The organism is Marivita sp., from assembly GCF_022763305.1.
Classification (GTDB): Bacteria; Pseudomonadota; Alphaproteobacteria; order Rhodobacterales; family Rhodobacteraceae; genus Marivita.
On sequence record NZ_JALEGT010000035.1, the window covers coordinates 13,351 to 35,449 of the forward strand.

General features: G+C 62.5%; 24 protein-coding genes. 12 read left to right on the forward strand and 12 right to left on the reverse strand.

Going from position 1 to position 22,099, the window contains the following annotated elements; all coding sequences use genetic code 11:
• Positions 1-10 precede the first annotated feature (10 nt).
• Complete coding sequence (locus MRY75_RS06045; RefSeq protein WP_292306244.1) at positions 11-1,336, reverse strand: NAD(P)-dependent oxidoreductase; 1,326 nt, start codon at positions 1,334-1,336, stop codon at positions 11-13.
• Positions 1,337-1,553: 217 nt separating this feature from the next.
• Between MRY75_RS06045 and MRY75_RS06050 the strand changes: the two genes are divergently transcribed.
• A complete protein-coding gene (locus MRY75_RS06050) occupies positions 1,554-1,769 on the forward strand; it encodes a DUF1127 domain-containing protein (RefSeq protein WP_292306245.1) in 216 nt (71 codons plus the stop codon).
• Positions 1,770-1,950: 181 nt separating this feature from the next.
• Here the strand turns inward: MRY75_RS06050 and rpsD are convergent, their stop codons facing one another.
• Positions 1,951-2,571 (reverse strand): 30S ribosomal protein S4, encoded by a 621-nt coding sequence (gene rpsD, locus MRY75_RS06055; protein WP_292306246.1) that lies wholly within the window; start codon positions 2,569-2,571, stop codon positions 1,951-1,953.
• Between the two features lie 228 nt (positions 2,572-2,799).
• On the opposite strand from rpsD, the gene MRY75_RS06060 reads away from it, so the two are divergent.
• The 6 genes from MRY75_RS06060 (at position 2,800) to MRY75_RS06085 (ending at position 8,438) form a co-directional block, all read left to right on the forward strand.
• The gene (locus MRY75_RS06060; RefSeq protein ID WP_292306247.1) at positions 2,800-3,627 is read left to right on the forward strand and encodes an EAL domain-containing protein; all 828 of its coding nucleotides are present in this window, start codon (positions 2,800-2,802) and stop codon (positions 3,625-3,627) included.
• Positions 3,628-3,815: 188 nt separating this feature from the next.
• Positions 3,816-4,991, forward strand: a complete 1,176-nt coding sequence (locus MRY75_RS06065) for an acetyl-CoA C-acetyltransferase (RefSeq protein WP_292306248.1) — start codon at positions 3,816-3,818, stop codon at positions 4,989-4,991.
• Between the two features lie 157 nt (positions 4,992-5,148).
• On the forward strand, positions 5,149-5,871 hold the full coding sequence (phbB, locus tag MRY75_RS06070) for an acetoacetyl-CoA reductase (protein ID WP_292268360.1): 723 nt from the start codon (positions 5,149-5,151) through the stop codon (positions 5,869-5,871).
• Positions 5,872-5,949: 78 nt separating this feature from the next.
• Complete coding sequence (locus MRY75_RS06075) at positions 5,950-6,813, forward strand: EamA family transporter (RefSeq protein ID WP_292306249.1); 864 nt, start codon at positions 5,950-5,952, stop codon at positions 6,811-6,813.
• Positions 6,814-6,916: 103 nt separating this feature from the next.
• Positions 6,917-7,849: a VOC family protein gene (locus MRY75_RS06080; protein ID WP_292306250.1), complete on the forward strand. Its 933-nt coding sequence runs from the start codon at positions 6,917-6,919 to the stop codon at positions 7,847-7,849.
• Positions 7,842-8,438: an alpha/beta hydrolase gene (locus MRY75_RS06085; RefSeq protein WP_292306251.1), complete on the forward strand. Its 597-nt coding sequence runs from the start codon at positions 7,842-7,844 to the stop codon at positions 8,436-8,438. The genes MRY75_RS06080 and MRY75_RS06085 overlap by 8 nt, the downstream gene beginning before the upstream one ends.
• 33 nt (positions 8,439-8,471) lie before the next feature.
• Here the strand turns inward: MRY75_RS06085 and MRY75_RS06090 are convergent, their stop codons facing one another.
• The 3 genes from MRY75_RS06090 to MRY75_RS06100 all read right to left on the reverse strand — a co-directional run bounded on the left by MRY75_RS06090 (position 8,472) and on the right by MRY75_RS06100 (position 9,726).
• Positions 8,472-8,633 carry a DUF465 domain-containing protein gene (locus MRY75_RS06090; RefSeq protein WP_085630368.1) on the reverse strand — a complete coding sequence of 54 codons (162 nt, stop codon included), beginning with the start codon at positions 8,631-8,633 and terminating at the stop codon, positions 8,472-8,474.
• 81 nt (positions 8,634-8,714) lie between these two features.
• On the reverse strand, positions 8,715-9,521 hold the full coding sequence (locus MRY75_RS06095) for a methyltransferase (protein WP_292306252.1): 807 nt from the start codon (positions 9,519-9,521) through the stop codon (positions 8,715-8,717).
• On the reverse strand, positions 9,511-9,726 hold the full coding sequence (locus MRY75_RS06100) for a DUF2007 domain-containing protein (protein ID WP_292306253.1): 216 nt from the start codon (positions 9,724-9,726) through the stop codon (positions 9,511-9,513). The genes MRY75_RS06095 and MRY75_RS06100 overlap by 11 nt, the downstream gene beginning before the upstream one ends.
• Before the next feature lie 56 nt (positions 9,727-9,782).
• Here MRY75_RS06100 and MRY75_RS06105 point away from each other — a divergent pair, with 56 nt between their 5' ends.
• Positions 9,783-10,781 carry a polyprenyl synthetase family protein gene (locus tag MRY75_RS06105; protein ID WP_292306254.1) on the forward strand — a complete coding sequence of 333 codons (999 nt, stop codon included), beginning with the start codon at positions 9,783-9,785 and terminating at the stop codon, positions 10,779-10,781.
• Here the strand turns inward: MRY75_RS06105 and MRY75_RS06110 are convergent.
• The 3 genes from MRY75_RS06110 to MRY75_RS06120 all read right to left on the reverse strand — a co-directional run bounded on the left by MRY75_RS06110 (position 10,774) and on the right by MRY75_RS06120 (position 15,038).
• Positions 10,774-11,577, reverse strand: a complete 804-nt coding sequence (locus MRY75_RS06110; RefSeq protein ID WP_292306255.1) for a 4-(cytidine 5'-diphospho)-2-C-methyl-D-erythritol kinase — start codon at positions 11,575-11,577, stop codon at positions 10,774-10,776. The two genes, MRY75_RS06105 and MRY75_RS06110, sit on opposite strands and share 8 nt — an antisense overlap.
• Positions 11,561-13,288, reverse strand: coding sequence for a tetratricopeptide repeat protein (locus tag MRY75_RS06115; RefSeq protein WP_292306256.1), 1,728 nt, complete (start codon positions 13,286-13,288; stop codon positions 11,561-11,563). The genes MRY75_RS06110 and MRY75_RS06115 overlap by 17 nt, the downstream gene beginning before the upstream one ends.
• A gap of 100 nt (positions 13,289-13,388) precedes the next feature.
• A complete protein-coding gene (locus MRY75_RS06120) occupies positions 13,389-15,038 on the reverse strand; it encodes an electron transfer flavoprotein-ubiquinone oxidoreductase (RefSeq protein WP_292306257.1) in 1,650 nt (549 codons plus the stop codon).
• 274 nt (positions 15,039-15,312) lie between these two features.
• Here MRY75_RS06120 and greA point away from each other — a divergent pair, with 274 nt between their 5' ends.
• Positions 15,313-15,783: a transcription elongation factor GreA gene (gene greA, locus MRY75_RS06125; RefSeq protein ID WP_292306258.1), complete on the forward strand. Its 471-nt coding sequence runs from the start codon at positions 15,313-15,315 to the stop codon at positions 15,781-15,783.
• A 17-nt stretch (positions 15,784-15,800) separates the two neighbouring features.
• Complete coding sequence (locus tag MRY75_RS06130; RefSeq protein WP_292306259.1) at positions 15,801-16,802, forward strand: hypothetical protein; 1,002 nt, start codon at positions 15,801-15,803, stop codon at positions 16,800-16,802.
• Between the two features lie 91 nt (positions 16,803-16,893).
• Here the strand turns inward: MRY75_RS06130 and glp are convergent, their stop codons facing one another.
• Genes glp through MRY75_RS06150 form a run of 4 tightly spaced genes read right to left on the reverse strand, consistent with a single transcriptional unit; the run spans position 16,894 to position 21,015 of the window.
• A complete protein-coding gene (gene glp, locus MRY75_RS06135) occupies positions 16,894-19,014 on the reverse strand; it encodes a gephyrin-like molybdotransferase Glp (protein WP_292306260.1) in 2,121 nt (706 codons plus the stop codon).
• A complete protein-coding gene (gene mobB, locus MRY75_RS06140) occupies positions 19,011-19,502 on the reverse strand; it encodes a molybdopterin-guanine dinucleotide biosynthesis protein B (RefSeq protein ID WP_292306261.1) in 492 nt (163 codons plus the stop codon). Before mobB ends, glp begins: the two co-directional genes overlap by 4 nt.
• Entirely contained in the window at positions 19,499-20,131 is a 633-nt protein-coding gene (mobA, locus tag MRY75_RS06145) for a molybdenum cofactor guanylyltransferase MobA (protein WP_292306262.1), read from the reverse strand. The genes mobB and mobA overlap by 4 nt, the downstream gene beginning before the upstream one ends.
• Positions 20,128-21,015, reverse strand: coding sequence for a formate dehydrogenase accessory sulfurtransferase FdhD (locus MRY75_RS06150; protein ID WP_292306263.1), 888 nt, complete (start codon positions 21,013-21,015; stop codon positions 20,128-20,130). The genes mobA and MRY75_RS06150 overlap by 4 nt, the downstream gene beginning before the upstream one ends.
• A 71-nt stretch (positions 21,016-21,086) precedes the next feature.
• On the opposite strand from MRY75_RS06150, the gene MRY75_RS06155 reads away from it, so the two are divergent.
• The gene (locus MRY75_RS06155) at positions 21,087-21,776 is read left to right on the forward strand and encodes an AzlC family ABC transporter permease (protein WP_292306264.1); all 690 of its coding nucleotides are present in this window, start codon (positions 21,087-21,089) and stop codon (positions 21,774-21,776) included.
• Positions 21,773-22,096 carry an AzlD domain-containing protein gene (locus MRY75_RS06160; protein ID WP_292306265.1) on the forward strand — a complete coding sequence of 108 codons (324 nt, stop codon included), beginning with the start codon at positions 21,773-21,775 and terminating at the stop codon, positions 22,094-22,096. The genes MRY75_RS06155 and MRY75_RS06160 overlap by 4 nt, the downstream gene beginning before the upstream one ends.
• Positions 22,097-22,099: the final 3 nt, after the last annotated feature.

Genomic DNA, 22,099 nt, shown 5'->3' on the forward strand with positions numbered 1-22,099 from the left:
TCCTCCCGGATCAGGCGCGCATCAGCGCGGCGTGGATGTCTTCGGCGGCGTCCCGCCCTTCAGCAACGGCAGTCACCGTCAGGTCTTCCCCACCAGCGGCGCAATCGCCGCCGGCCCAGACACCTTTGACCGAGGTGCGGCCCGGACCGGTCACGGCAATCTTGCGCCCGTCGAGATCAGGCAGGTCATCGCCGGTCAGCGTCTGACCGATCGCCTTGAACACCTGATCGGCGGCAAGCCGGAAGGTCTGGCCGGTGGGGGTCAGGTCATCATCGGTGAATTCGAACTCGATCTCGCGCACGGCCCCGTTGCCATGCACCGCGATGGGCGAGGCATTGGTGATGATCCGCACGCCCTTTGCAGCAGCCAGATCCTGTTCCCACACGCTCGCATTCATCCGGTCGCGACCCCGGCGATAGACGATCGTCACGTTCAACGCGCCCAGAAGTTTCGACTGAACCGCCGCATCCACGGCCGTCATGCCACCGCCGATCACGACAACGTCACGGCCCACGGGCAGAGTGCTGAGGTCCGCGCATTGCCGCAGATCAGCGATGAAGCCCACTGCATCCAGCACGCCCTCCTTGTCGGCCCCCGGTGCCGTCAGCGCGTTGACGCCCCCCAGACCCATGCCAAGGAACACCGCGTCATAATCCGACTGAAGGTCAGCCATCGTCACATCACGGCCCAGCGCCATGTTGTTGCGGATTTCAATTCCGCCGATCTGCAGGAGCCAGTCGACTTCGCGCGCTGCAAAATCCTCGGTGCTCTTGTACGCGGCAATGCCGTATTCATTGAGACCACCAGCCTTGGGCCGCGCGTCAAAGACCACCACGTCATGCCCGTGCATCGCCAGACGGTGCGCACAAGCCAACCCTGCCGGACCGGCCCCGACAACGGCAATACGCTTGCCGGTCGAGGCCGCCCGGGAGAAAGGATGCACCCCTTGCTCCATCAGCGTGTCGGTCGCGTAACGCTGCAGGCGGCCGATCTGGACCGGCTCTCCTTCGGCGGCTTCGCGCACACAGGCCTGTTCGCACAGGGTTTCGGTTGGGCAGACACGCGCGCACATGCCGCCCATGATATTCTGCGTCAGGATCGTCTTGGCCGACGCTTCGGGGGTTCCAGTGGCGATCTGGCGGATGAAGAGCGGGATGTCGATGTCGGTGGGGCAGGCGGTGATGCAGGGCGCATCGTGGCAAAAGTAGCAGCGGTCTGCCGCCACCAGGGCTTCGTGATCACTCAGGGGGGCGTGCAGGTCGGCAAATCCGGCACTGAGCGCGTCAGGGTCCAAACGGCCCGAAACTATGCCTTCTTTCAATGCTCTGGCGTCCATCGTCACACTCCGAAATCAGGTTGTCCGTTGCCGAAACGGTCTCACGGGTCGAAAATTTTATCAACTGGTAAAATTTTTGCTCGGCCTGTTTTTGAGAATGCTGCGCTGCGGCGTTATGCATTTTCAGCGTGGCGGGTATTCCAAACCAGAGCTACTCAGCGCGATTTCAACCACTTAGATCATGATGTGTAATTTTTGAGCAATTCAGAGGCATATCATGGCACTGACACAGACATACCAAGGCCAGAAGCCTGGTTTCTTCTCCAGCCTGCTTGATGGCCTGACTCGCGGTTTGAGCCAGGTCGCAGAGGCAAACTCGCGGATCCGCGAAGTCGAGCGTCTTCAGGCGCTGTCGGACGAAGCACTGGCTGCCAAGGGCATCCGTCGTGACGACATCGTGCGCCACGTCTTCCGGGATCTCTACTGGCTGTAATCGGCACGCCCTTTTGGGACCGATTGGAAAAAAGGCTGCGCTGATTGCGCGGCCTTTTTCTTTTGCCTTGGGCACTGACGCCTGCCAATCCACCAAACGAAAAAGCCGCCCCCAAGGGACGGCTTTGAAACGTACGGACCGAAGGACCGAGGCGTACGGATGAACCGTACGCCTGCCCGGATCAGTTCTGAGCGTAGTATTCGATGACGAGGTTCGGTTCCATCATCACCGGGTACGGCACATCGCTAAGACCCGGCGTGCGGACGAAGGTCGCCTTCATCTTGGAGTGATCGGCTTCGATGTAATCGGGCACATCACGCTCGGGCAACTGGGTTGCTTCGAGAACAACCGCGATCTGTTTGGACTTGTCGCGGACCTCGATCACGTCGCCTTCCTTGACGCGGTAGGACGGGATGTTCACGCGCTGGCCGTTGACGGTCACGTGGCCGTGGTTCACGAACTGACGGGCGGCAAAGATCGTCGGCACGAATTTCGCGCGGTAGACGACGGCGTCCAGACGGCGCTCGAGCAGGCCGATCAGTTGCTCACCGGTGTCGCCGCGCAGACGTTCGGCTTCGGCGAAGATGCGGCGGAACTGCTTTTCTGTCAGGTCGCCGTAATAGCCCTTCAGCTTCTGCTTGGCGCGGAGCTGCAGGCCGAAGTCGGACATCTTGCCCTTGCGGCGCTGGCCGTGCTGGCCGGGGCCGTATTCGCGGCGGTTGACGGGGGATTTCGGACGGCCCCAGATGTTTTCGCCCATCCGGCGGTCGATTTTGTACTTGGCAGACGTGCGTTTTGTCACGGCTGATCTCCTTCTTGGGTCGACGCCCCGGGGGGCGACTATGAAGGGCGTTGTCCTTTTGGGTGCGATACCCATGACAGGCATCCCCTTGCGGGGGCCACCAACACCAATGAAGCCGCGCTTATACGGCGGCTCATGACAGAGTCAACAGACGAATTCCGCACCCGCATTAAGGCTTGTTTAAGACGGATGTCCGACACTGCCCTCGATACTGGAAATGAGGGTTTCATGCCGCACCGTGCCGTTCGCAAGACACTTGGTCCATCGCCGCTGGATGCGGCGGCACAGACGCGGGATCTGAACATCCTCGGCATTGTCGAAGAGGCGATCCGGCACCGCGAGGTGCGGCTGGCGTATCAGCCCGTGGTCCAGGCCCGGCAACAGGATCAGGTCGCGTTTTACGAAGGGCTGATCCGGGTCGTTGATCCGACCGGGCGCATCATACCCGCCGGGCAGTTTATTGAGGCGATCGAAGAACGCGAAAGCGGGCGTCTTCTGGATTGCCTTGCGCTCGAGCATGGGCTGCGGATGCTCGGGAAAAGTCCGGGCCTGCGTCTGGCGATCAACCTGTCGGCGCGGTCGATCGGCTATCCCAAATGGCGCAAGGTGCTGGAGCGCGGGATGGCGCGTGATCCCTCCGCTGCAGAGCGCCTGATCCTCGAAATCACTGAAGCCTCGGCCATGCTGGTGCCGGAACTTGTGGTGCAGGCGATGCGTGATCTGCAGCGTCTGGGCATCAGTTTCGCGCTTGATGATTTCGGGGCGGGCTATACCGCGCTGCGCTACCTGCGGGAATTCCAGTTCGACATTCTCAAGATAGACGGTCAATTCATACGCGGCATCGCAACGGACACCGACAATCAGGTGCTGACCCGGGCCATTCTCGCCATTGCACAGCAATTCGACATGTTCACCGTTGCCGAATTCGTCGAATCCGAGTCGGATGCGCACATGCTTGGCCAGTTGGGTGTCGATCTGCTTCAGGGCTACTATTTCGGGGCACCCACAGTCGATCCCCCCTGGCGCCCGGTCGAGGCACGCCGCGTCATGCACTGATCCCACCAACCGGCGCCATGACCCTACGTCAACTCCGCCATGCGCAAACGGCCTGAGACACCCTGTCCGGTATGCGACAGTCCACCATTCCGATAGGAGGGCGCGAGAAGGGGTCTGGGGCCATGGACGCAAATCCGCGATAATCGCCATGGAATCACATCTGGACCATGACTTTGGTGGAGGGACACATGACCAACGTCGTTATCGCATCCGCCGCTCGGACAGCCGTTGGCTCGTTCGGCGGTTCTTTTGCAAACACACCGGCACATGATCTGGGCGCAGCCGTGCTGAACGCGCTGATCGAACGCGCGGGCATCGAGAAGGAAGCTGTTTCCGAGACGATCCTCGGTCAGGTTCTTACTGCGGCGCAGGGTCAGAACCCGGCGCGTCAGGCGCATATCAATGCCGGTCTGCCGCAGGAAAGCGCGGCCTGGGGCATCAACCAGGTCTGCGGATCGGGCCTGCGGGCCGTTGCACTGGGCGCGCAGCACATCATGCTGGGCGATGCGGACGTGGTCTGCGCCGGTGGTCAGGAAAACATGACGCTGTCGCCCCATGCCGCGCATCTGCGCGCCGGTCACAAGATGGGTGATGTCAGCTACATCGACACGATGATCCGTGACGGTCTTTGGGACGCGTTCAACGGCTACCACATGGGCCAGACCGCCGAAAACGTCGCCGAGAAATGGCAGATCAGCCGCGAACAGCAGGACGAGTTCGCTGTCGCGTCGCAGAACAAGGCCGAAGCCGCGCAGAAAGCGGGCAAGTTCGACGACGAGGTGATCGCCTTCACCATCAAGACCCGCAAGGGCGACATCGTGGTCGACAAGGATGAATACATCCGCCACGGCGCAACCATCGAAGCAATGCAGAAACTGCGCCCCGCCTTCACCAAGGACGGTTCGGTCACAGCCGCCAACGCCTCGGGCCTGAATGACGGTGCAGCAGGCGTTCTTCTGATGAGCGAAGAAAACGCGGCCAAGCGCGGCATCACACCGATGGCCCGCATCGCATCTTACGCGACCGCCGGTCTTGACCCGGCAATCATGGGCGTCGGCCCGATCCATGCCTCGCGCAAGGCGCTCGAGAAAGCCGGTTGGTCGGTTGGCGATCTGGACCTGGTCGAAGCCAACGAAGCCTTCGCGGCGCAGGCCTGTGCCGTGAACAAGGACATGGGCTGGGATCCGGCCATCGTGAACGTCAACGGCGGCGCGATTGCCATCGGCCACCCGATCGGCGCATCCGGCGCCCGCGTTCTGAACACGCTGCTGTTCGAAATGCAGCGCCGCGATGCCAAGAAGGGTCTGGCGACCCTGTGCATCGGTGGCGGCATGGGCGTTGCCCTCTGCGTCGAGCGGGGCTGATCCGGCACGCTGGACCACCACATCAGGGGCGCCGTTGTGCGCCCCTTTTTTCTGGCCCGCTACAAAATGACCCGCATGCATTGCGCAATAATGTTGCGCATCCATGCGCGGATATATAACAACCTTACTTGAACAGACCACCCGAGAGGAGATTTCCATGGCACGTGTAGCACTCGTCACCGGCGGCAGCCGCGGCATCGGCGAAGCCATTTCCAAAGCACTCAAGGCCGAAGGCTATGACGTCGCAGCCACCTATGCCGGCAACGATGAAAAGGCCGCCGCCTTTACAGCGGAGACCGGCATCAAGACCTACAAATGGAACGTGGCCGATTACGAGTCGTCCAAGGCCGGCATCGCGCAAGTGGAGGCCGATCTGGGCCCAATCGACATCGTGGTCGCCAACGCGGGCATCACCCGTGACGCGCCATTCCACAAGATGACCCCCGAGGCGTGGAAAGAGGTGATCGACACCAACCTGACCGGCGTGTTCAACACCGTGCACCCCGTCTGGCCCGGCATGCGCGAGCGCAAGTTCGGCCGCGTAATCGTCATTTCCTCGATCAACGGTCAGAAGGGCCAGTTCGGTCAGGTGAACTATGCCGCGACCAAGGCGGGCGATCTGGGCATCGTCAAGTCGCTGGCACAGGAAGGCGCGCGCGCCGGTATCACCGCGAACGCGATCTGCCCGGGCTATATCGCCACGGAAATGGTCATGGCGATCCCCGAAGAGGTGCGCCAGAAGATCGTCGCGGGCATCCCGGCGGGCCGTCTGGGCGAACCCGAGGAAATCGCGCGCTGCGTCGTGTTCCTTGCGTCCGAGCAGTCGGGCTTCATCAACGGCTCGACCATTTCGGCCAACGGGGCGCAGTTCTTCGTCTGAGCCACGCTTTCGGTTTTCGGAAAGGCCCGCCTGCTGCGCGGGCCTTTTCTTTTTCTGCGGCGCGGATTAGCGGAAGACATGACCCGCGCCACCGCCACAGCCATCGGATTTGTCGCCGTCCTGCTTTGGGCGCTTCTGGCGCTGTTCACCGCCGGATCGGCCCCGGTTCCGCCCTTTCTGCTCAACGCGTTGACCTTTGCCATTGGCGGCGCGGTGGGCGTGGTCTGGGTGGTCGCGCGGGGGCGGATGGCGGTGCTGCGCATGGTGCCGTGGACCGTCTACGCCTTCGGAACGGCGGGCTTGTTCGGCTATCACGCGCTTTACTATTCGGCGCTGCGCCTTGCTCCGCCCGCCGAAGCGGGGTTGATCGCGTATCTCTGGCCCTTGTTCATCGTGCTGTTTTCCGGGCTGTTGCCGGGGGAGCGGTTGCGCATGGGACATATCGTGGGCGCGCTGGTGTCTTTCGCTGGAGCCGCGCTTATTGTCTTACGCAACGGGTTCAGCTTTGAGGCATCGGCCACACCCGGCCTGATCCTTGCCGGGTTCTGCGCGCTGACATGGAGCAGCTATTCCGTCCTTTCGCGCCGCCTTGGCACCACACCGACCGAAGCCGTCGCGGTGTTCTGCGTGCTGACGGCGATCCTGTCTGTTCCCCCACATCTGATCTTTGAAACAACCGTCTGGCCGAGCAGTGCGTTCGGCTGGGTGTCGGTGGTGGCGTTGGGCCTTGGTCCGGTGGGGTTGGCGTTCTACGTCTGGGACATCGGCGTCAAAAAGGGTGACATTCAGGTTCTGGGGGTCGCAAGCTATGCCGCGCCCTTGCTGTCGACGCTGGTTCTGATCGTGGCGGGGTTTGCGGTCTCGTCTTGGCAACTGGTGGCGGCCGCGGTGCTGATCACTGTCGGTGCCGGGATCGCAGCGCTGGCATCGCGCCGGGTTTAAGTGCGGATTTGCACAAAATTGGCGCGCTGACGGGTATTTATGTGCGCTGAGTTGCAGCTAGATACGGATCCGAACAGAAACGCGGACAAACGGGAGACCCGACATGATCACCCAGATCAACGGACTTCATCACGTGACCTCAATCGCCAGCGGGGCACAATCGAACAACGATTTCTTTACCAAGACGCTGGGCCTGCGCCGGATCAAGAAGACGGTCAATTTCGACGCGCCCGAAGTGTATCACCTCTATTACGGCGATGAGGCGGGCACGCCCGGCACCGTGATGACCTATTTCCCCTTCCCCAACGCACGGCGCGGCCGCCCCGGCACGGGCGAAGTGGGGATCACCGGCTTTGCGGTGCCCAAGGGCAGCCTGCCCTACTGGCAGGAGCGGCTGGCGACGTTCGACGTCAAAAACATGCAGACCGAAACCACGTTCGGCGAAAACCGCTTGCGCTTTGACGGGCCGGACGGTGACGGGTTTGTTCTGGTGGAAACCGAGGACGATGCCCGCGACCCGTGGACCAACAACGGTGTGCCCGCCGATGCGGCCATCCGGGGCTTCCACAGCGCCGACATGCGCCTGCGCGATGCAGCGGCCAGTGCCGAACTGCTGAAATACATGGGCTACGAAGAACTGGATCGACAGGACAACGTTACCCGCTTTCACGTGCCCGGCGGCAATGAGGCCAACGTGATCGACATCACGCAGGTCAATGCGCCCGGTGCGGATCAGGGAGCCGGATCGGTGCACCACATCGCGTTTTCCGTCGATAATCGGGAAAAGCAGCTTGAGGTGCGCAAGGCTCTGATGGACACGGGCTATCAGGTGACGCCTGTGATCGACCGCGATTACTTCTACGCGATCTATTTCCGCACGCCCGGCGGGGTGCTGTTCGAAGTCGCCACCAACGAGCCGGGCTTTGACAGGGACGAGGATACGGCCCATCTGGGCGAAGCGCTCAAGCTGCCGACGCAGCATGAACATCTGCGTCAGGTTCTGGAAGAAAAGTATCTGGAGCCGATCGTTGACTGACTACATCATACGCGAAACCAAGGGCACGTCCGGCGCGCCCCTGGTGTTTACCTTCCACGGAACAGGGGGCGACGAAACACAGTTTCACGGCCTCGCCGAACAGCTTTGGCCGGGGGCGCATGTGGTGTCGCCGCGCGGTGACGTGTCGGAACACGGGATGAACCGGTATTTCCGACGCACAGGCGAAGGTGTCTATGACATGGACGATCTGGCCAAGCGGCGCGCGGCGATGGCCGGATTCATCCGGTCCAGGATTTCCGAGACCGGGGCGACGCGCGTGATCGCGCTTGGCTATTCCAACGGCGCGAATATCGCGGCGGCGGTGGCCTTTGTAGACCCTGATCTGTTCACCGATGTGATCGCCATGCACCCGCTGATCCCGTGGACCCCTGCCCCGCAACCGGGCCTGGCGGCAACACGCTGGCTGATCACGGCAGGCGAACGCGACACGATCTGCCCTGCACCGCTGACACGGTCCCTGACCGAGTACCTTCGTGCGCAAGGGGCTGATGTAACCGAACACTGGCACCCCGGAGGACACGAATTGGTGCACTCCGAGGTTCAGGCGATTCAGGATTTTCAGATATGAAAAAGCCCGGGGGGAGACCCGGGCTGTCACCATTTACGAGAGGCGTTCGATTTCTTCTTTGAGTCGGAGTTTCTGCTTTTTCAGCGACGCGATCATCAGGTCATCCGTTCCTGGTGCGCGTTGGGCCTGTTCGACCTCTTCAGACAGGGTTTGGTGCTTCCGCTTCAGTTCCTGAAGATGTGAAGTCAAGCTCATGAAGTCCTCCTGTGACTGATTGGATCTTCAGTCGATCACAGTTTTACAAATCTGTCACGCTGCACCCGCACGGTTGGTAAATTATAGCCGATTGCGCCGCATCTGATGGCTCTTTAGGTCGGGAAACGGCAACGATTGGGGCGACCTCAAGACTTTTGACACGGTCTCGGTATACGAATCGGCATCGCGCTCGTGGTTGTCACCCCGATGCAGAACCAGCGGGGGGTGTGCGACGAAGGCCGCCCTGCGTTCCTTGCGTCCCCGCAAGAGGACAAGCCGCGCCGGACGCAAACTGCGCGGGTGGATCGGCCAAAGCTCAAGCGCACCCAGACAGCCGAAGAACGCGCTCATCAGTTCGGGCAATCGGTCTGCCCGCTGGATGAAGGTCGCCGCCCCACCCGGCTTGAGCCGCTTCGACGCAACGCTCACCCATGTCTCGAGCGGCAGTGCGCCAGCGCGGGACACGGCACGTTCGTGGGATCGGGGCGCCACCGCGCGGAAATTCTCGAAATAGGGCGGGTTGGCGATCACATGATCGAAGCGCTGGGATTTCACGTCTGCGGGAAGGTTGGACAGATCGGCACAGTACACGGACCCGGCCAAACGGTTGTCATCCAGATTGCGCTGCGCCAGCGCGGCGTAGGCAGGTTGCATTTCAATGCCGGTGCAGTTGAGACCGGGCACCCGCGTCGCAAGGCAGGCCAGCGCGGCACCGCCCCCACATCCAAGTTCCAGCACCGTCTCCCCGGCTTTTGCCGGGATGGATGCGGCCAGAAGCACCGGATCAACCCCGGCGCGATACCCATCTTTCGGTTGCCACAGACGCACCGCGCCACCCAGAAAATCGTCGCGGGACAGTTCCTCCCCCGCGAAGGGTTCAGTCCTCAAACTTGACACCGTACTCGCGCAAGACACGTCTTGCGTCATCAATCTCGTCGCTGCGCACCATCAGGCGGCGCGGCAAGATGCCGATAGACCCTTCGAGGACGCTCATGTTTACGTCCAATTCAAAGCTGTCTATACCCTCGTCCTCAAGCACGGCTCGGGCGAGCGGTATCAGTGTGATGTCATTGGTGCGCAAAAGCTCTTCCATGACCATGATGTAGGAACACCGGGCCCGCTTTGTCGAGCCTTCCTGAAGGAATGGTGATGATGTTGGATAAACCAAGTCAGAAACCGCATGATCGTCTGGCAGAGGCGTTGGCGGATGATATGGCGCATGTGAACGCTCTGATCCGAACGCGTATGGCCTCGGAACATGCGCCGCGCATTCCGGAAGTCACCGCGCATCTGGTCGAGGCGGGCGGCAAGCGTCTGCGTCCGATGCTGACCCTGGCCGCTGCGCGCATGTGCGGCTACGAGGGCGACAACCATGTGAAACTTGCCGCAACGGTTGAGTTCATCCACACAGCGACGCTGTTGCATGACGACGTGGTGGACGAGAGCGAAAAGCGACGGGGACGGCCCACGGCGAACCTGCTGTGGGACAACAAATCCAGCGTTCTGGTCGGCGACTACCTGTTCGCGCGGTCCTTCCAGTTGATGACCGAGACCAACAATATCCGCGTGCTGCGCATCCTGTCCGATGCGGCGGCCACCATTGCGGAAGGCGAGGTCTTGCAGATGACGGCGGCGCAGGATCTGCGCACGACCGAGGCGATTTACCTCCAAGTCGTGCGCGGCAAGACGGCAGCGCTGTTTTCGGCGGCGACCGAAGTGGGCGGCGTGATTGCCGATATGGACGACGCGCAGGTGAAGGCGCTGTTCGACTACGGCGATGCGTTGGGGATCGCGTTCCAGATCGTCGATGACCTTCTGGATTACTGGGGGTCCGATGCGACGGGCAAAAACGTGGGCGACGATTTCCGCGAGCGCAAGCTGACGTTGCCGGTGATCAAGGCGGTGGCCCTGGGCGACGACGAAGAGCGTGCGTTCTGGAAGCGGACCATCGAAAAGGGCCGTCAGGAAGACGGCGATCTCGAACACGCCATTGAGCTCTTGACCAAGCACGGAACGCTCGAGGCGACACGGGCGGAAGCGAATGACTGGATCGCCAAGGCGCGTACGGCTCTGGCCAGCCTGCCCGCGCATCCGATCCGCGATATGCTCGACGATCTGGCCGATTACGTGGTGGCGCGGGTCAACTGATCTCTGCGCCAAAAGTTTGCGTTGCGACCACCCACCAGTCGGGACGCGACGCGGATATGCGTGTCTGTGCAGCGCTTGCTGCATCCTTATCCGGGTAGATGCCGAAGCAGGTCGACCCCGAACCGGACATGCGCGCAAGCTGTGCATCCTCCAGCGCGGCAAGCGCCTCGGATATGACGGGTGCATAGGCGATTGCCGGGTCTTGCAGATCGTTGCGTTGGGCGGCCAGCCAAGCGAGCCAGTCACCTTTCGTGGGCAGCGAGTCCATCGGCGGATTGTCCTTACGGATCAATGCGCCAAAGACATCCACAGTCGGAACATGCGCGCCGGGATTGACCAGCACCAGCCAAAAGCGGGGGCATGTGGGAATGTCGGTCAGCACATCACCGATCCCCTGCATGCGCTGCGGGCCCTGTCCCAGACAGACCGGCACATCCGCTCCTAGGCCCGGCGCCAGGTCTGGCCGTCCAATCGCCCGCAGGATCGCCGCCGCGTCCGATGATCCGCCCCCGATCCCGGCCCCGTGCGGAAGGTTCTTGGTCAAGGACACCTCGGCGGTCACTCCCGCACGATCCAGCGCTTTCCAGACAAGGTTGCGTGCATCTTCGGGCACACCCGAGGAGAACGGTCCATCAACGGTCAAAGACATCCGTTCTGCTGGAAGAACCGACAGAACGTCGCCGACATCGGCAAAGACCACCAGTGAATCAAGCAGGTGATAGCCATTGGCCTGCTGGCCGGTCACATGCAGGGCAAGGTTGATCTTGGCGGGCGCGAATTCAGTCGCTGCTGTCATTCGCCACCTGCAGCGGCGGCGCGCCTTCATCCGCAAGGACCTGATCCAGACCGACATCCAGCTTGGCACGGATCCGGTCGGAATCGACCTCTTCCGCCGTGGTGCCATAGACGGTAAAGGACAGCGCCCGCCGCCACTGGAACCGCGCCTCGGTCTTGCGGCCTACTGCCCAGTACACATCACCCAGATGGTCATTCACCACGGGATCGACCGGCATCAACTCTGCGGCCCGCTCCATGAGAACCACGGCTTCCTCGTAACGCCCCAGCCGGTAGAGCACCCAGCCGAGACTGTCGATGATGTAGCCGCTGTCCGGCCGTGCTGCTGCGGCGCGTTCGATCATGTCGAGCGCCTCGTCTAGCTTGATCTTTTTCTCGACCAGCGAATAACCAAGGTAATTCAACACCTGCGGTTGTTCGGGATTGAGCGCCAATGCCGCACGGAAATCGGCTTCGGCCTCGTCCCAGCGGTCAAGTCGCTCGTAGGAGATCGCACGTGCGTAGTGCAGGAACCACTGGTTCTGGGTTTCTTCCTCAAACAGGCTCAGCGCCTTGGTATAGGCGTCGATCGCTTCCTCGTACCGTTCCAGCTGGCGCATCGTGTCGCCCAGCGTCGAATGCACGACGGGCTGATCGCCATGTGTCTTTGACAGGCGCTGCAACACCTCGACCGCCGCATCCACCTTGTCGCTGTCTCGCAGAGCAGCGGCACGGCCCAGTTCGGCGGCGTGATAGGCGGGATGATCCTCGGGCACCTCGGCATAGGCTTTGACGGCAAGCTCGGACTGACCCATGTCGTCCAGCAGGCTCGCGGTCAGAAGGATGGCGTCGATATGCCCCGGGCGGAGATGTTCCGCGATCCGTGTGTAAAGCAGAGTGAATTCGTCATTCGCTTCGTTCGCAAGCGCGGCTGCCAATGTGTAGAACACCTCGGCCAGACCATCCCGCGCGCCCCGGATATGTGTGAACGGGATCGCCTCACCCGTTTCAAGTGCAGCGCGCATCTGGCTCAGACCGGGGTCCAGCTCGGCCCCGAAAGCGGTTTCGATCAGGGTCAGCGCATCCTCATTGCGATCCAGCTGGCTGAGCACTTCGACATGGGCCATGATCCCCCGACGCGTCAGCTGCATCCCACCGGTGCCCGCATCTTCGAGAATGGCGGCAGAGCTTTCGAAATCGCCGACCGACGCTAGTGCCAACGCCTTGTGATACATGGCAAAATTGCGCATGCCCTGTTGGTTTGCCAGCTCATCGAACTGCACCAGTGCAGCCGACATGTCCCCCAGACCAAGCTGTGACCACGCCAGCAACAACCCGTCGACCAGCGGGCCGACGCCCCGGTCGTCATTCACCTGAGCGATCAGCGCATCGTAATCTTCGGCTGCGGCCACCTCGGCCACAAGCGCCATCTGCGCAACTTGGCTGCGGTGCCCGTCATTGGCCAGCTTCGTGGCCAACGCCGCGGCGCGCTCGACATCGCCCAGCGAAATCTCGGCCAAAGCTGCCCGCTCAAGCAGCACCGGGTTCTGCGGATCATACATCACCGCGCGCCCGTAATATGTGGCAGCCGCCTGGATGTCGCCTGCGAAACTCGCCTGCCGTCCGGCAAGGTAATCGCCGGCCAGACCACTGGCAAAGGCACCGCCGGGGGCCATCAGACAGAGCGCAAGCGCCGCCGATCCCAGAAGCCGCTTCATGCTCGAATGCGCCATCATCTTCTCCTTGCAAAAGGCGAATTTTCGAAAGCGTAGCGCGCCCTTGAACCACGCGCAACCAAAGCAAAAGGCCGGGCGTTTGCCCGGCCTTGTCACGTTACATATTCGGGTAGTTCGGACCGTCCCCGCCCTGCGGCACCGTCCAGTTGATATTCTGGCTTGGGTCCTTGATATCGCAGGTCTTGCAGTGGACGCAGTTCTGGAAGTTGATGACGAATTTGTCGTCGCCCTTTTCGTCCTTCACGAACTCGTAAACCCCTGCCGGGCAATACCGCGCCGACGGTCCGCCGTATTTCGGCAGGTTCACCGACACCGGGATCGACGGGTCCTTGAGCTTGAGATGCGCAGGCTGGCTTTCCTCGTGGTTGGTCGCGGCGAAGGACACGTTGGTCAGGCGATCGAAGGACAGCTTGCCATCGGGCTTCGGATAGTCGATCGGCTTGAAGTTCTTGGCTTCGCCGGTCGCTTCGGCGTCGGACTTGCCGTGACCCAGAGTGCCAAGCAGCGAGAAGCCCAGCGTGTTGGTCCACATGTCGAACCCGCCCATGGTGAGCGAGGCCAGAAGTCCGCGCTTGGACCAGAGCGGTTTGACATTGCGCACCTTCATGAGGTCCTGACCGATTGCACCCTCACGCACTTCGGTTTCATAGGCGGCCAGCTCATCCGACGCGCGCCCGTCCAGGATGGCGGCGTAGGCGGCTTCCGCCGCAGCCTTGCCCGACAGCATCGCGTTGTGGTTGCCCTTGATGCGCGGCACGTTGACCATGCCCACGGAACAGCCCAGCAGCGCCACGCCCGGTGCCACCATCTTGGGCATCGACTGGTAGCCACCTTCCGAGATGGCGCGCGCGCCGTACGCCACGCGCTTGCCGCCCTTGAGCAGTTCGGCCACCATAGGGTGATGCTTGAAGCGCTGGAACTCCATGTAGGGGTAAAGGTGCGGGTTTTCGTAGTTCAGGTGAACGACGAAGCCGACATAGACCTGATTGTTGTCGAGGTGGTAGATGAACGACCCGCCACCCGCGTTCGACCCCAGCGGCCAGCCCATCGTGTGGGTGACAGAGCCTTCCTTGTGCTTGGCCGGGTCGATCTCCCAGATCTCTTTCATGCCAAGGCCGAATTTCTGCGGCTCCTTGCCCTTGGACAGGTCGTACTTTGCGATCACTTCCTTGGCGAGGCTGCCGCGCACGCCTTCGCTCAGGAAGACGTACTTGCCATGCAGTTCCATTCCCGGTTCATAGCCCGGCCCCGGTGTGCCGTCGGCGTTCTTGCCGAATTCACCGGCGACCACGCCTTTGACTTCGCCATTGTCGCCGTAGACGATTTCGGAACAGGCCATGCCCGGGAAAATCTCGACGCCCAGTTCCTCAGCCTGCTCGGCCATCCAGCGACAGACATTGCCCATCGACACGATGTAATTGCCGTGGTTGTTCATCAGCGGCGGCATCGGCCAGTTGGGGATGCGGATCTGGCCCGCCTCGCCCAGCATATAGAAGTTGTCATCCTTCACAGGCACGTTGAGCGGTGCGCCCTTTGCCTTCCAATCGGGGATCAGCGCATCGAGACCGCAGGGGTCCAGAACCGCACCCGACAGGATATGCGCGCCCACTTCCGACCCCTTTTCGAGAACGACCACGTTCAGGTCCGCGTCGAGTTGTTTCAGACGGATCGCGGCGGACAGGCCGGCAGGGCCTGCGCCAACGATGACAACATCATATTCCATCGCTTCGCGCGTGTGTTCGCTCATGTCGGGCTCTTTCCTCAATGTCACCAGTCGAAAACCTGCTGGGTCACGTAACCTGCAGGTCAGGCTCGGTCAATTGCGACACGGCGTTACAACCCGGTTTGGTCGGGAAATGCTGCAATTTCATGCGCCACCCGATGCCGAGCAGGTGCAACCCCTCTTGCCTTTCGATTGCGGGTCAGGTCACTGTTGCGCCAACGCAAGTGACATGTTTAGACCGCGCCGAGTTGAACAGGCGCCAGAGTTTTCGCTCTGCCGACCAAGAGGGAACCGTCCCATGGAAAAGCTACCGATGACCCGCGCGGGCCACGCCGCGCTGGAATCCGAATTGAAACAGCTCAAGTCCGAAGAGCGGCCCGCCGTGATCAAGGCGATCGCCGAAGCGCGCGAATTGGGCGACCTCAAGGAGAACGCGGAATATCATTCAGCCCGCGAAAAGCAGGGCTTCATCGAAGGCCGCATCAAGGAACTTGAAGGCGTGCTCAGCCTTGTCGAGGTGATTGACCCGACCAAGCTTTCTGGTCCGATCAAGTTCGGCGCGACCGTGACCTTGGTGGACGAGGACACCGACGAAGAGAAAACCTGGCAGATCGTCGGAGAGCACGAGGCCAATATCGAAAAGGGTCTGCTCAACATCAAGTCACCCATCGCCCGGGCGCTGATCGGCAAGGAGGAAGGCGACAGCGTCGAGGTGCGTACGCCCGGCGGCGACAAGACCTACGAAGTGCTGAAGATCGAATACATCTGATGGGTCGAGGCCCTGCCATGCCACAGCAAACAGACGCCAAGTCCGTTCCGATCCCACCCCGCCCCGGAGAGACCACCCGCGGCCTGAGCGGGATCGAACTGACGGCCGCCGCGCTTAGCGTGGTGTGGCTCGTCATTTCGGCAGCGTTCTTCCTCTTCTCCGGAAATGACGGCGCCGATGGCCTGCGCTTCCTGCTGACGCTGATGGTGATCTTCTTTCCCGTCGGCATGATCTGGGTGGCGGCCCTTGGCGCACGGTCCTCGCGGATCATGCGCGAAGAAAGCACCCGTCTGCAGACAGCCATCGATGCCATCCGACACGCCTATATCACCCAGAACCAGGCCGGAGGCCGCGATCAGCCGCCGCATCCCTCCATCTTGAAGAAACTCGACGAGATCGCGGATGCGCAGAAGAAGGCCGAGACGACACTGGCCATGTTCACGTCGACCCGTGCCGCGCAGATCGCGGTTCAGGCCGCTGCGCCTGACCCGGAAACCGGGGACCAGCCGACACTCGCGCTTGGCACACCTGCAGAAGCCCTGAACCCGCCCCTGTCGAACGCGGACTTCATCCGCGCCCTGCATTTTCCGGAAACCGCCGACGATCAGGAAGGGTTTGCCGCGCTGCGCCGCGCTCTGAGGGACCGGCCATCCGCACAACTGGTTCAGGCTGCGCAAGATGTGCTGACCCTGCTCAGCCAGGACGGCATATACATGGACGATCTGCGCCCGGACATGGCCCGCCCCGAAATGTGGCGACGCTTTGCCAAGGGCGAGCGCGGACGCACCATTGCCGCACTTGGAGGCGTGCGGGACCGTTCGTCCCTGGCGCTGACGGCGGGGCGCATGAAGCAGGATCCGATTTTCCGGGATGCGGCGCACCATTTCCTGCGGCTGTTCGACAAGGGATTTGCGCGGTTTGAAAGCACCGCGACCGATGCCGAGATTTCGGATTTGGCCGGCACCCGCACCGCCCGCGCCTTTATGCTCCTCGGACGTGTGACAGGCACGTTCGACTGATCTCCGCTGGCGGTCATAGAACCTTAACGGTTTTCTGTAACTTTCTTCGCGGGCCCCGATTTTTCGCCGAAAAATCGGGCGCGCGGAAAAACTACAGGTTGAAGGCAGCGTAAGGGATAAACCGCACGGGATCGCCGGGACGCACCTGAGCAGCACCGTCGGGCAGTTCGACCAGACCTTCCGCCCAACTCAGCCCGCTGATCCGCCCGGACCCTTCGGACTTGAACACTTCGGCGGCCCCGTCCCGGATGCGCGCGCGAAGATATTCCCGCCGACCCGGTTTCTTGCGCTTGTCGAACGCGGCCGGCACCGTGAACCCCTGCGGTTCGCTCCAGCCAGCGCCCGCCAGGGCGCCCATGGCCGGCCGCGCGAAGACCAGCGTACAGACCAGAGCTGCCACGGGGTTTCCAGGCAACCCGAAGACCGGGACCTCTTCCCAAAGCCCGAGGGCAAGCGGTCGGCCAGGTTTCAGCGCGATCCGCCATTCCTGCATCGCGCCAGTCTCTCTCAAAAGAGCCGAGACGTGATCCTCGTCACCTGCCGAGGCTCCACCGGACGTCAGGATCACGTCAGCCTTGGCCGCTGCAGCGTCAAGGGATGCGCGCACGGCGTCTCGCGCGTCCGGCGCACGTCCCATATCCACGACCTCGAACCCGAACCCGGCGCAAAGGCTCAGGAGCATCGGGCGGTTGGCATCGAAGATTTGCCCGGGCGCCGCGTCGGCCCCCGGTTCGACAATTTCATCACCGGTCGACAGAATCGCAACGCGCAACCGCTTGCGGACGACCAACGCGCCATGGCCGACCGCGGCGGCCAGTGCGAGATCCGCGGGCGTCAGAACGCGACCGGCTTGAAGTGCCATGTCCCCCTGCGCCACATCCTCGCCGGCCTTGCGCGTATTCGCGCCGCGCTTCAACGGGCCATGAAAAGCGATCCGCCCTGCACCGACACGCACATCTTCGTCGAGCACCACGGTGTCCACCCCCGCGGGCAGGTCCGCACCGGTCAGAACACGCACCGCATGCCCCTCCGGCACCACACCGGCAAACGGCGCGCCGGCTGCCGCGCGCCCCTCGACAAGCGGCAAGTTCTGCGGGCCGTCACCAATGACAGCCCCAGCAAACCCATAGCCATCCACAGCCGTATTCGGATGTGGTGGATTCGACCGTTTCGCCACAAGATCCTGCGCCAGCACACGCCCAGCAGCCTGCATCAGCGGCACGGTCTCGACACCCACGACCGGAGTCATCCGGTCACGCAGCAGTGCCAGCGCGTCGTCCACCGGCGTCCAATCCACGCCCGCAGGCAAGGCGAAACAGTCGTTGCGCAGAGGTGGCGGCTGCAGCGTCACCTGACCCCGCGCCGCAGCAATGAGCTCAGCCTCATGTCCGGCACCAAGGATCCACGCCTCCTCCTTCGCCTCTGGCCCCGCATCGGCCAACAGCGCCGTCAATCGGTCGGCCGACAACCCGGCCAGAGCCCGGGCCAGAAGACGCACCTGCGCCGCATCGCGGATCTCGTCGCCCTGCACCGCCTTCACGGCAGGCTCGATCAGGCCCGGCCAGATCTCGACCAGCACGGCCTGCGCCTCGGCCCAGTCTTCAAAAGGCCAGACCGCGACACCCGCGCGCCGCCGCAACCTCGCGAGCATGGGCAGACCCATCAAGGCCTGACTTCCCACAGAATTTGGATACGCCAGTTGAAAGCATGAGGACGCCGCCTTGGCAGCAAGATCGCAGGCTCGTCGTTCAGCGAAGCCGTAGAACCGAACAGCCTCTTTCTTGTAAGGAATGAACGGCCAATTCGTGGCATGCGTCTTGCCCCAGAACGGCCCCGGTCCGTCGAACAGGCGGTTGATCTGCGACGCAACATCAAAGCGGTTGTTCTCGCCCGCCTCATTGTCCGTGATCCGCGCCTCGAGCCAGTCCCAGAACACCAGCGGATCATCTGATCCTGTCACATGACGCACGAAACCGCGCGGGTAGCCGAACGGGAAATCGAACCCGATCAGCACGCGCCGCCCGGCCTGCGCCTCGGCATCGAGGAACGCGGTCAACCATGCCTCGGCCTCGATCCGCGATCTGCAATACACCGGCTCCTGCTCTGCGCCCTCGCGCGCAACCCCGATCCAGATCGCATCCTTCTTCGGGCTGGGAGTCTTACGTTTGCCCGCCGACCAGTCGACAATCGCAATCGTGTCGAAGCCTGTCAAAGCCCCACCTCTGACAGGATGAAATCCGCAATCGCCGTGGTGTCGTTCAGGTCAAACACCGGACGGTCAAGGTCCATCGGCGTGTCGCTGGCCACGGCCTGAATGGTCGGATCACCCTGCGCGATCAGGTCATTTCCGGTCTCGGCGCGGAAGGCCTCTACCTTGGGATGGCGGTCGCGCTTGTAGCCTTCGACCAGAACCAGATCGACCGGCGTCAACTTGGACAGCAGCTCGTCCAGCGTCGGTTCGGCCTCCTCCCGCAGTTCGTGCATCAGCGCAAAACGGTTGCGCGACGCCAGAAGCACCTCGGTCGCCCCGGCAACACGGTGCCGGTGGCTGTCCTTGCCGGGATGGTCCACGTCAAAGGTGTGATGGGCATGTTTGACAGTCGACACGGTGATCCCACGCCCGGTGATCTCGGTCACCAGCCGTTCCATCAACCCGGTCTTGCCGGCGTTCTTCCAGCCTGTAACGCCGTAAATCCTCATACCATCGCCTCTGCTGCCTCAAGGTCTTCGGGTGTGTTCACGTTGAAGAACGGATCGCTATTGTCCGTGTCGAACACCGCCTCGCGCCCGCCGTGTTTTTCGGTCCAGATCACCACTTTCTTGATCCCCTCCTCCAACGCCGCGCGCAGATCGTCGCGCAGGGCCACCGGCCAAAGGCCAAAGGTCGGGTGTCGGATGAGGCCGGAACGGCTCATCGACCTGGTCTTTTCCTCCCCCCGTGGCGTGGCGGCAAGAACCAGCGGGTGGGCCATACCTTGGGCGGTGTCCTGCAACACCGCGACCAGATCGGTGGGAAAGAACGGCGTGTCGGCGGCCACGGTCACAATCGCCTCGGCCCCCTGCCCCGCCGCCCAATCCAGACCCGCCAGAACACCCGCCAGCGGTCCGGGGTAACCGGCGATGCTGTCGGGCAGGACCGGCAGACCAAACCCTTGAAACCGTGCCGCATCCCCGTTCGCATTGAGCGCCATGCCCGTAACCTGCGGCTCCAACCGGTCGATCACACGGGCAAGAAGCGTCTGCCCCCCGACCTGCAACAGCGCCTTGTCGCCGCCGCCCATGCGGGTCGCCAGCCCCCCGGCAAGGATCACTCCCAAAGGCAGGCTCATTCCGCACTCTTCCTGCGGCTCTTGCGGCTTTCTTCGGGCACGCTCTCGGGATCCATGTCGCGCACCAGCCTTTCCTCACCCGAAAGACAGACAAACCGCTTGCCGCGCATCCGCCCGATACAGGTCAGGCCCACCTGCCGCGCGATTTCGACCCCCCAGGCGGTAAAGCCCGAGCGCGAGGCCAGCACCGGGATGCCCATCAGCGCCGTCTTGATCACCATCTCCGAGGTCAGCCGCCCGGTGGTGTAGAGGATCTTGTCCTCCGGCCCGACCCCTTCCTGAAACATCCAGCCCGCGATCTTGTCCACCGCGTTGTGACGGCCCACGTCTTCCATATAGACCAGCGGCCGGTCCTCCTGACACAGGACCGTGCCGTGAATGGCCCCCGCCTCTAGGTACAGCGAAGGCGTCGTGTTGATCTTGTGCGCAAGCGCATAGAGCCAAGATGTCCGCAGCTCCACCGGTGGCAGCACCACCTTGTCGAGCCCTTCCATCATGTCGCCGAACACCGTTCCCACGGCACAGCCGCTGGTACGGGTCTTCTTCTTGACCTTCTCCTCGTATGTCGTCTGCCGCTCGGTGCGCACCACGACAACTTCAAGGTCGTCGTCATACTCGACCTTGGTGACCACATCGTCATCCCGCAGCATGCCCTGATTGCGCAGAAACCCGACCGCGAGGTATTCGGGATAATCCCCGATCGTCATCGCCGTCACGATTTCCTGACTGTTCAGGAAAATCGTCAATGGCCGCTCCTCGACGACGCTGATCTCGGTCTCGGCCCCGGTGTGGTCGGTGCCCACTACACGGCGCGTCAGCCGCGGCGCGCCCGGCTCGGGCGCGATGAGGTAGTCGCGCAGCACATCATCCGGCATGGATTGCATCTCCCCTCGTCCAAAGCTACGTCCGGTCCGAACACAGCAGACGAGGCACAGTGATGGCGGCAGGGACCGCAATGTCAAGCTACTGGCGGGGCCTTCGCGACGGCTTGCCCTTCCTTGCCGTCGTCGGCCCCTTTGCCATGCTGTTCGGCGTGCTGGCAACGGAATCGGGCCTTGCCCTGCACGAAACCATGGGCTTTTCCGTCGTGGTGATCGCCGGTGCCGCGCAGTTCACCGCGCTGCAGCTGATCAACGAAAGCGCCCCCACACTGGTGGTCATCGCCTCCGCTCTCGCCGTCAACCTGCGAATGGCGATGTATTCGGCGTCGATCACCCCGCATCTGGGCCCGCTGCCACTCTGGAAGCGCGCGATTGCCGCCTATTTCCTTGTCGATCAGACCTATGCGCAGTCCGTTCTCGACTATGAACGCAACCCGGATCAGACCGCGGCCGAGAAATTCGCCTACTTCCTCGGAGTGATGACCCCGATCTGCCCGCCCTGGTATCTGTTCACCTTCCTCGGCGCATCGCTGGGAGAACGCATCCCGCCCAGCCTCGGGCTTGATTTCGCGCTGCCCATTGCCTTTCTGGCGATGGTCGGCCCGATGCTGCGCACCCCGGCGCACCGGATCGCCGCGCTGGCCGCTGTCGTTCTGGCTCTCGCGTTCGCTTGGGTGCCCTACAATCTGGGCCTGCTCGTGGCCGGTCTGGGCGGCATGATCGCCGGTGCGCAGGCGGAAACGCGTTTGGGAATCAAACCATGACCGACACAACGCAGCTCTGGATCATCATCATTGCGCTTGGGCTGGGCAGCTTTGGCCTGCGCTTTGCCTTTCTCGGTCTTGTGGGCGACCGGGCGATGCCCGAATGGGTGCTGCGCCACCTGCGCTATACCGCCGTTGCGGTGATCCCTGCGCTGGTCGCGCCGCTGGTGATCTGGCCAACTGCCACGGGTGGTGAACCGGACCCCACGCGGCTGGCTGCCGCAGCGGCGACCTTTGCCGTCGGATATCTCACGAAGAATGTGTTTGCTGCGATGGGGGTCGGAGCGACGGTACTGGTGTCGCTCAGCCTTCTGTTCTGATCC